Here is a 4,979-nt window from a genome sequence, read left to right on the forward strand (position 1 = left end):
TTTGCCGAGGTGCGGAACATCTTCGACAAGACTTACGTTGCTTCCGCGAACAACATCTCCGACAGTGTAAGCGGCGCCGGTGTGCAGAGCCCGGCGAGTTCGCTGGCCAATGTAACGCAATCGATCTACGCGGGATCGCCACGTGCCTTCGTGGCGGGAATGAAAGTGGCTTTCCGATGATGTGGCAACTTAAGGAACTGACCATGAGCCATCGAACGTTCATTGTGATGCTGGCCGCGGCGTTCACGCAAGGCAGCGCTTTCGCGCAGATGAGCCACAACCATGGTTCGGAGGCGTCCTGCGCGACGGTCGAACTGCGTTGCGCCTCCAAGGTCACGCCGGCATTCAGCCAGGACGGCACGTTGTGGCTGGCATGGATGGCAGGCGGCCAGGTGTCGGTCGCGCGCTCGAGCGATGAAGGGCGCAGCTTCTCAAGTCCCGTTCAGGTCACGCAAGGCACGCCCAATCTGGATTGGGGCCCGGATGCACGCCCAAAAATCGCGCTTGATCGTCGCGGCGGCGTTGCCATCGCTTTTTCGACGTTCCGCGACAAGGCCTTTAACGGTGAGGTGTTCTACAGCCGGTCGACGGATGGCGGAAAAACCTTCGCGCCGCCGCGGCCGATTACCGGCAATGCCGAGAGCCAGCGCTTCGAAGCGGTGGGATTCGATGGCGAAGGCAACGTATTTGCCGCCTGGCTCGACAAACGCAACCGCGTCCCAGTGCAACAGGCGGGCAAGAAATATGACGGCGCGGCGCTGTTTTTTGCAAGCTCCAGGGATGGCGGCGAAACCTACACGGAGGCTGCGATGGCCGTGGACAACACCTGTGAGTGCTGCCGGCTCGGCCTTGCTTTCGATCCCGTCGGACATCCGGTGATCGCCTTCCGCAATATCTTCGACGGCGGCATCAGGGATCACGCGGTCGTCACCTTCACGGACTCGAAAACGCCGGGAGAAGCCCGCCGCGTGAGCGAGGATGATTGGCAGATCGCCGCTTGTCCGCATCAGGGGCCGAGCCTTTCCATCTCACCCGATGGCACCTATCACGTCGTCTGGTACACGAAGGGAAAAGTCCGCAAGGGGCTGTTCTATGCGCGCTCGCGCGATGGCGGGAGAACATTCTCGCAACCGATGCCGGTCGGTGAGCCCGCCAGAAATCCGTCGCGGCCTTACGTGATGGTCGGACCACAGGGGACGCAGATCGTGTGGAAGGAATTCGACGGGGAGAAGACTTCGATCAATCTCATCAGTTCGACGGACGCTGGAATGACCTGGTCGCGACCGCGCGTCATCGCCACAACTGCCGACGCATCGGATCACCCGCTGCTGGTTTCGGATGGACGGCGATCCTATCTGTCGTGGATGACCAAGGCCGACGGCTATCGCCTGCAACCGATCGAGGGCGGATCATGAAAACCCTGATAATTGCCGCGATGCTTGTGCTCGCCAGCACGGCCGTTTCGCCGGCATCCGAGCCGGCGAAACTGAAGTCCTTCGATCGCGGCAGTTGGCAACAGCTGCTGCATGCGCATGCCGGGCGGCCGACGCTGGTGCATTTTTGGGGTGTGACCTGCGGACCTTGCAAGGTTGAACTGCCCGAACTCGGCGCGTTCATGAAGCAAAATCCGGCGGTCGACGTCGTTACCATCGACGCCGACCTGGTTCCGAATTCCGATGCCGCTGCCTTCTCGATGCTGCAAGGCGCCGGGCTGGCGTCTGCCGAAAACTGGATGTTCAGTGACGGTTTTGCCGAGCGGATTCGCTACGAAATCGATCCTGCCTGGCAGGGCGATATCCCGCGCACGATTCTGATTTCCCGTAAGGGCGAGACGGCAATCATCGAGGGGTCGGCGGAACTTGAGGTGCTGCAGAAATGGTCGGAAGGGCAGGCGGCGACCACCAAGTAACGTTCAGACTGCCGGGTCCGAAACCTTTATTTTGGCATCTCTGTAGGATTACGGAATCAGCAAGCTCGGTTGCGCCGGTTGAAACACATTTCAGGGTAGGGACAAGCAAGGAGTTCTCATGAGAAAAATCATCGCAACGGCTTTTGGTCTGGTTCTAATCGCAGGCCTTGCCGCTACGGCGCGCGCCGACGAGGTCAAAGCCGGCGACCTGGTGATCTCGCAAGCCTGGAGCCGCGCGACGCCGAACGGCGCCAAGATCGGCGCGGGCTATCTCACCATCGAAAACAAGGGGACGACGGCCGACAAGCTGATCGGCGTTACCGGCGATGTCTCGCCCAAGATCGAGTTGCACGAGATGTCGATGAGCAACGGCGTGATGAAGATGCGGCCGGTTGACGGCGGCCTCTCGATCGATCCCGGCAAGACCGTCAAGCTCGCGCCAAATGGCTATCACCTGATGATCATGGATCTGAAGGGTCCGTTGAAGCAGGGCGACAAGCTGCCGCTGACGCTTCAGTTCGAGAAAGCCGGCAAGGTGGCAGTCACGCTCGATGTGCAGGGCGTCGGCGCGCAGGGTCCCGGTGGGGGCCACGACATGATGAAAATGTCGCCGGGGATGAAGATGTGAGGCGAAGGGCGTGGCCGAAAGAATGCCGTTGCGGCTGTTGCGATAGCCCGTTGGTGCGAGGGCCGGTCCGACGAGACCGGCCTTCTCGGCTTCGGTTTCAGCAAAATCGCTGATAGTTTGGGCGCTTAGCCGGTTTTTCTAACGCTTTCTCTTGTATTTTGGCGGCTGATCCGGTTTGACTGCGGCAATTCCCGTAAACCCGGACTGATTCCTTGAAGGTTTAGGCCCATGCGATTGTCGCGTTTCTTTCTTCCCATCCTCAAGGAGAATCCGAAGGAAGCGGAAATCGTGTCGCATCGGCTCATGCTGCGCGCCGGCATGATCCGCCAGGAAGCGGCGGGTATTTATGCGTGGCTGCCGCTAGGTCTGCGGGTGCTGAAGAAGATCGAGCAGATCGTGCGCGAGGAGCAGAACCGCGCGGGCGCGCTCGAGCTGCTGATGCCGACCCTGCAACTCGCCGATCTCTGGCGCGAGAGCGGTCGCTACGACGCCTACGGCCCGGAGATGCTGCGCATCGCCGACCGTCACAAGCGCGAATTGCTGTATGGGCCGACCAACGAGGAAATGATCACGGAGATTTTCCGCGCCTACATCAAGTCGTACCGAAATCTTCCGCTCAACCTCTATCACATCCAATGGAAATTCCGCGACGAGCAGCGGCCGCGTTTTGGCGTGATGCGCGGCCGCGAATTCCTGATGAAGGATGCTTACTCCTTCGATATCGACGAGGCCGGCGCGCGCCGCGCCTATAACCGGATGTTCGTCGCCTACTTGCGCACGTTCGCGCGGATGGGGTTGAAGGCGATCCCGATGCGCGCCGAGACCGGGCCGATTGGCGGCGATCTCAGTCACGAATTCATCGTGCTGGCGGAAACCGGCGAGTCCGGCGTCTATTGCGACCGCGACGTGCTCGATCTGCCGGTGCCGGACGAGAACGTCGACTACGACGGCGATCTCACGCCGATCATCAAGCAGTGGACATCGGTCTATGCGGCGACCGAAGACGTTCATGACGCGGCGCGGTTCGAACGCGAGGTCCCGGCGGAGAAGCGCGTTCACACCCGCGGCATCGAGGTCGGCCAGATCTTCTATTTCGGCACCAAATATTCCGAGCCGATGAAGGCGCTGGTGGCGGGTCCCGATGGCACAGAGGTCGCCATTCACGGCGGCTCCTACGGCGTCGGTGTCTCGCGGCTGCTCGGGGCCATCATCGAAGCGTGCCATGACGACGCCGGCATCAAGTGGCCGGAGGCCGTGGCCCCGTTCAAGGTGGTGATCCTGAACTTGAAGCAGGGTTCCGAAGATACTGATGGTGCTTGCGAGCAACTCTATCGAGACCTCTCGGCCAGGGGCGTCGAGGTGCTCTACGACGACACCGACCAGCGGGCCGGCGCAAAATTTGCGGCCGCCGATTTGATTGGCATTCCCTGGCAAATCCTCGTAGGTCCGAAGGGCCTTGCCGAGGGCAAGTTCGAGCTCAAGCGCCGAAGCGATGGGACACGCGAGAACCTCAGCGCCGTGGACGTGCTGGCGCGGTTGGCTTGATTTATTGAGATTATCCACCGCAGGCCGCACGGGAAACAAGCCCGTTGTGGCCACAATTAGCCCGAATCGTGTGAAAATCGGACATGGACAAAGCCATGAGCGAGCCAGTTCAAACCCGACCTTTCGCGCCCTTTGAGTGGCTGCTGTCTGGACGCTATTTGCGGGCGCGCCGCCGCGAAGGCTTCATCTCCGTCATCGCCGGATTCTCGTTCCTCGGCATCATGCTCGGCGTGGCGACGCTGATCATCGTGATGGCCGTGATGAACGGCTTTCGCAAGGAACTGCTCGACAAGATCCTCGGCCTCAATGGCCATCTTCTGGTGCAGCCGCTGGAATCGCCTTTGACGGACTGGAAGGACGTCGCCGACCGCATCAATCAGGTGCCGGGCATTCGCCTTGCCGCGCCGGTCGTGGACGGGCAGGCGCTGGCATCCTCGCCGTTCAACGCCTCGGGCGTCCTGGTTCGCGGTATTCGCGCCGACGACCTCAACAACCTCACCTCGATTTCCAAGAATATCAGGCAAGGCACGCTGGAGGGAATTGACGAGGGGCAGGGCGTGGCGATCGGCCGCCGGCTTGCCGATACGCTGTCGCTGCATGCCGGCGACAGTATCACCCTCGTCGCGCCGCGGGGTGCAGTGACTCCGATGGGTACGACGCCGCGCATCAAGCCGTACCGGATCACGGCCGTCTTCGAGATCGGCATGTCGGAGTACGACGCCGGATTCGTGTTCATGCCGCTGACCGAGGCGCAGGCCTACTTCAACCGCAACAACGACGTGACCGCGATCGAGGTCTTCACCAACAACCCCGACAGGATCGACGCCTTCCGCAAGAGCGTGACGGAGGCGGCGGGGCGGCCGGTGTTTCTTGTCGACTGGCGGCAGCGCAACTCGA

The 4,979-nt window shown here is 61.4% G+C and carries 6 protein-coding genes; all 6 read left to right on the forward strand.

Annotated elements, in window-relative coordinates; genetic code table 11:
• On the forward strand, positions 1 to 180 hold a 180-nt coding region (locus VFL62_RS02625; RefSeq protein WP_325170824.1), incomplete at its 5' end, for a hypothetical protein.
• 23 nt (positions 181 to 203) lie between these two features.
• Positions 204 to 1,415 (forward strand): sialidase family protein, encoded by a 1,212-nt coding sequence (locus VFL62_RS02630; RefSeq protein ID WP_325170825.1) that lies wholly within the window; start codon positions 204 to 206, stop codon positions 1,413 to 1,415.
• Positions 1,412 to 1,909 carry a TlpA disulfide reductase family protein gene (locus VFL62_RS02635; protein ID WP_325170826.1) on the forward strand — a complete coding sequence of 166 codons (498 nt, stop codon included), beginning with the start codon at positions 1,412 to 1,414 and terminating at the stop codon, positions 1,907 to 1,909. Before VFL62_RS02630 ends, VFL62_RS02635 begins: the two co-directional genes overlap by 4 nt.
• 118 nt (positions 1,910 to 2,027) lie before the next feature.
• Positions 2,028 to 2,537, forward strand: a complete 510-nt coding sequence (locus VFL62_RS02640) for a copper chaperone PCu(A)C (RefSeq protein ID WP_325170827.1) — start codon at positions 2,028 to 2,030, stop codon at positions 2,535 to 2,537.
• Positions 2,538 to 2,765: 228 nt separating this feature from the next.
• Entirely contained in the window at positions 2,766 to 4,082 is a 1,317-nt protein-coding gene (gene proS / locus VFL62_RS02645; protein WP_325170828.1) for a proline--tRNA ligase, read from the forward strand.
• 83 nt (positions 4,083 to 4,165) lie between these two features.
• The coding region (locus VFL62_RS02650; RefSeq protein WP_325170829.1) for an ABC transporter permease at positions 4,166 to 4,979 on the forward strand (814 nt) is incomplete at its 3' end.

It is taken from the genome of Bradyrhizobium sp. (genome assembly GCF_035701725.1).
Classification (GTDB): Bacteria; Pseudomonadota; Alphaproteobacteria; order Rhizobiales; family Xanthobacteraceae; genus Bradyrhizobium.